Origin of the sequence: Paracraurococcus lichenis (assembly GCF_030657435.1) — a bacterium.
Classification (GTDB): domain Bacteria; phylum Pseudomonadota; class Alphaproteobacteria; order Acetobacterales; family Acetobacteraceae; genus Paracraurococcus; species Paracraurococcus lichenis.
Genome location: NZ_JAUTWS010000196.1, coordinates 1 through 4,444, shown reverse-complemented (window position 1 = coordinate 4,444; position 4,444 = coordinate 1). Strand labels below are relative to the sequence as shown.

3 protein-coding genes and 1 pseudogene are annotated in these 4,444 nt (G+C 63.1%); 1 reads left to right on the top strand and 3 read right to left on the bottom strand.

Translation table 11 applies throughout. The features are described 5' to 3' along the window. Positions 1 to 703: 703 nt before the first annotated feature. Positions 704 to 2,215: a SulP family inorganic anion transporter gene (locus tag Q7A36_RS38555; protein ID WP_305109092.1), complete on the bottom strand. Its 1,512-nt coding sequence runs from the start codon at positions 2,213 to 2,215 to the stop codon at positions 704 to 706. A gap of 127 nt (positions 2,216 to 2,342) precedes the next feature. Beyond that, positions 2,343 to 3,122: a carbonic anhydrase gene (locus tag Q7A36_RS38550; protein ID WP_305109091.1), complete on the bottom strand. Its 780-nt coding sequence runs from the start codon at positions 3,120 to 3,122 to the stop codon at positions 2,343 to 2,345. A gap of 342 nt (positions 3,123 to 3,464) precedes the next feature. Here Q7A36_RS38550 and Q7A36_RS38545 point away from each other — a divergent pair, with 342 nt between their 5' ends. Beyond that, on the top strand, positions 3,465 to 3,743 hold the full coding sequence (locus Q7A36_RS38545; protein ID WP_305109090.1) for a hypothetical protein: 279 nt from the start codon (positions 3,465 to 3,467) through the stop codon (positions 3,741 to 3,743). Positions 3,744 to 3,885: 142 nt separating this feature from the next. Here the strand turns inward: Q7A36_RS38545 and Q7A36_RS38540 are convergent. Next, a pseudogene (locus tag Q7A36_RS38540) lies at positions 3,886 to 4,444 on the bottom strand (hypothetical protein); the annotation flags it as partial.

Below are 4,444 nucleotides of genomic sequence, written 5' to 3'. Positions count from 1 at the left end.
TCGGCCAAGCTGGCCGCTTCGTCACGCTCGATCCGGGCCACCTCGGTCTCGGTTGCCACCCCGGGTTCCAGCTCCGCGACCAGCTTCACCCGCCACACCAGCTTCGGCACCGGCCCCGCTCCCTTCGCTCCCGCCGGTCGGGAGCTTACCGGAGCGGCGGCTTGGCACCTTGCCTGCTCTGGGTTCGCGGGCTCTTCGGCGGCGCTCACCCACCGTGGCCACTTGGGCCGTCAGGATCCCGGCCTGCAATGCCGCGGTGAGATGCTGCACCTCCTCAAGGCTGAGCCCAAGATCGGCCAGCCCGCTCGCCTCGCTCCGCTCGATCCGGGCGAGTTCGGTCTCCGTCGTCCCTTCAGCCGCCTCGGCCACCAGCGTCAGCCGCCATACCCGCTTTGGCACCGGCGTCGCTCCTTCGCCCCCATACCCGAGGAGCTTACCAGATAGGCGACCTCGCGGCCCTCCCCCCACGGCTTTGCATGCTCTCCACGCGCAGGCGCCAGCCGTGAAGAAGGGCTTGGTTCCACCGCTTACCCTCAACTCAACACTGGCGGCCTGATTCAATTTTTGCATTCAATACTATATCAGAATGAGGGGATTGCTGAGGCTCTCATCACCGAAGCGCTTCGATCTCGCCACCCAGGCCTGGATGTGCTGCTATTCAGAAGTCGGGCGAAGCGGTTAACCCGCTTCGCCCGAGCTGAAACTATGCTGGGCCGGCCACACCGGCCCGGCGGTGTAGTCCATCCCAGTCAATCGAGGGTGTAGCACCCATCTTCGTCCGGCTTCGCTCCCAGTCACGCAGGAGGTCAAGGCAGGCGTGGTCGATGTAGGCCAGTCGCTCCGCATCCAGTTGCACCCGCGTATTCGCTGGGATTTGGTGCAGTACCTTCTCGAGTTGCGGCAGGCGGACGAAGGTCGCGGCGCCATGTAGGGACAGACGTGCTTCAGTGCCGCCCTGCTCATGCAGCTCAGCCCGCAGATGACTTGTCTTCCAGACGACTAGCGCGACCGAAAGAGCTAGACCCGCGAGCACGCCGGTCAGCAGATCGGTGGCGACGATGGCCGCCACCGTTACGGCATAGGTTGCGACCGCGCCGGCACCGTGGCGTGCCAGACCACGCAAATGTTTGGGCTCCACCAACTTGAGGCCGGTGAGCACCAGCACTCCACCAAGGCTAGCGGTCGGTACCAAGCGAAGCACGGAGGGAAAAGCGAGAAGGAAGAGCAGGATCCAGGCACCATGCAGAACAGCGGAGAGCCGCGTCGCCGCGCCCGCCTGCACGTTGGCAGAACTACGGACAATGACTCCAGTCATTGGAAGGGCGCCGAGCGCGCCGCACAGCATGTTTCCCACACCCTGGGCCGCTAGTTCCCGGTCGAAGTCGCTACGGGGACCGTTGTGCATACGATCCACAGCCGCAGCCGAGAGAAGGGTTTCAGCACTGGCTACGAAGGCGATGGCGAAAGCAGCCAAAAAGATGTCCGGCTCGAGCAAGCGACTGAGTGTTTCCGGCGTGATCCAGTCGACCGCCTCAGCCAACGTGTCGGGTAGCACAATACGCTTGACCGGCAATGCCAGCAGGGCTGCAACCGCAGTCGCAGCAGCCACGCCGACCAAGGCTCCAGGCAACGGCCTCAACGCAGCGGGACGCAGCTTCTCCCATACGAGACTGGCCATGATGGTCAGCGCTGCGAGCGCGGCCGCCATGACGGAGGCACTATTGCCCTCTAGGAGAGCGCTGAGCAGCGTACCAGGCAGCGCTGCGATGTTGGCCAGCCCCGAGGGTTTTGGCGCTACGTCGAACATGACGTGGAACTGAGAGGCAGCAATCAGCAGGCCAATGGCCGCCAGCATGCCGTAGACCACCGCGGGGGCGACCGCACGGAACCAAGCGCCCAAGCGCGCGAGGCCAGCAAGGAACTGGATCAGACCAGCCAGCAGCAGGATCGGACCGAGGGCGGCGAGGCCATGCTCGCGCACTAGTTCGAAAACGATAACCGCCAAGCCGGCGGCGGGGCCGCTGACCTGTAGTGGCGAACCGGCCAACATACCAACTACCAGGCCACCGATGACGCCGGTGATCAAACCTTTCGCCGCTGGCACGCCAGAAGCCATTGCGATGCCCATGCAGAGCGGCAGAGCGACGAGGAAAACAACGACGGACGCAGGAAGATCGCGGGCGAGCGCGGCCCGCGAGGGCAGGCGTATGGTCATTGATACTGGATCCTGATGTGAGGCGGATCGCCGCGGCCACTTGCGACCGCGCAGCCAGTCCTTGCCCAGGACGTGGAGCAGCGGGCGGGATGAGCAAGGCCCGCTTGGTTCCACCTGCCTGGGACGATCAGCGCATTCCGACAAGGTGCGTCGCGCAACGCGGTGCGGTCGTGTCCGCCTCCCGTGTCCGCTCACAGTCTTCAAGCGGGCGGAACTGCCCGGAGTCGTCCACGGCGACGATCGCTCCATCGGGGATGTGATAGACCCATCCATGTAAGCCGAGCTGGCCGGTCGCAAGGCGCGCCGCGACTGAAGGATGAGTGCGCAAGTGGTAAAGCTGCGAAATGACGTTCTGATGCACAAGCGCGTCGAGTTTGTCGCGCGCCGGGAGCCGGCCATCTCGCCGCGCCACCACGTCACGCGCAACGTCGGCATGGCGGAGCCAAGCGCGTACGGTGGGCATACCTTCCGGGTCGTCGCAGCGGAGCGTCGCCTTCATGGCACCGCAGTCCGAGTGACCGAGGATGACGATGTGCTGTACCCCAAGGGCAACTACCGCGTACTCGATTGCCGCGGAGGCGCCGTCACTCACCGATCCGGAATAGGGCGGTACTAGGTTACCCGCGTTTCGATAGACGAAAAGGTCGCCAGGGTCCGCCTGCAGGATGAGCTCCGGCACAATGCGGGAATCAGCGCAGGTGATGATCATTGCCTGCGGGCTCTGGGCTTGTGCAAGACGCAGAAAAGCGTCTTTGCGCTCTGGGAAAACGTCGCGCTTGAAGCGGACATGCCCGTCGACTAGGCGGTTCATATGCATTCCCCTGGAATGGGCGTTGGTCGGGAGATAAGCGCACCACACGCCTATCTCTGCCGCCGGCTGGTTCAGCCGGCCGCCGTCCTGGCTCATGGATCGCGGAGACGCTCTGTGCCGCTCCATGGCCATTCCGAGTTGTTTTTGACCCCGCCGTCTCGACAGCGAGCACGGCGGAGGATGACACCGCTTCAGCTCCCGAAGAGCCGGCTCAACAGTGCGCCGAGCCCACGCGGTGTCTGATTCCCCCCGACCCGAATCACGTTAAACGCAATTTATCTCGCACACAACTAGTGATTGCTCTTGACTCGGAGATTTACAACAGGCTCAGTATCGAAGGCAGAGATTCGGAACTCGTAGAGCTTGTTGTTCCGGAAATGCGGCGATAAGCTGCATTATCGAGCCGTATCTGATTAAAAAAAGGATAGGAACGCATAAATGCCGACGAGCTACAATCTTTCCTTTGCCACAATAAGTTTGCTAACACTTAGCTTGTTTTCATCAACACACGCAGGTCAGCAGAATGAACTCATGGCAAAGCAGCCAGATGGGCTTTCTAGCGAAGATATTCAGACGATAGTTGACCATGAAAGGCGGGGCATGATGAAGGAATGTTTATCTTTGCGCGAAAACGTGAGGCCGGGGGTGAACATGAGTTCAGATTTGAAAAGGATGCTGGCGTATTGTGATCAATTGGAGCGGGAGATGCGTCGGTAATCAGGACCGATATGCGCAGTACCAGTGTGTTGCATCGGTCAGCGATGTGGACGCAGGTGGCCCTACCCGTGTTCGGTGTTATGCGATGCGGACGTATTCCGGCCGCCCCAGTTCGAGCATGGGACTGCCGCGAGACTGGGGGTCACGCTGCGGCGGCCATTTGCGGGGGCAGGTCATTGGCGGGATAGAAGCGCTGCCCGAAGCCGGTGCCGAGCGTGCCGTTGTAGACGGCGCAGCGAACCTGCAGCAGCCGGTCGGCGCCGCGCCGGGACCAGCGCATTTGCTGCGATTTCGCCATCCGGCGGTTCACCAGGAAGTTGGCCGTGCCCTCGGTCAGCGCCGTGCCGACCCGCAGCCCAGCCCGGTGCCGCGCGCCGTAGTTGACCAGCCGCTCGCTCTGCCCGACGAGATAGCAGTCCAACGCCCGTAGCGCGGTCCATAGTTTGCGCGAAGGCGCGACGGTCCTGCGGCCGGCATGCTCGCCCCGGAAATGGTGCATGACGGCGCGGATGCGATCGAGGTTGGCTTTCGCGTCCTTGGCCTTGCCATGCCATAGCCGCCAGCGCAGGCGCTCGACCTCCTCGACGATCACTGCCTTCGCGCCCGCGCGCGCCGGATCGTCGGACGACAGAGCGCCGGCGATCTGGGTCAGGTGCTGCAGCCGCATGGCAATGTGGAACCAGTCCAGGATCGGACGCTCC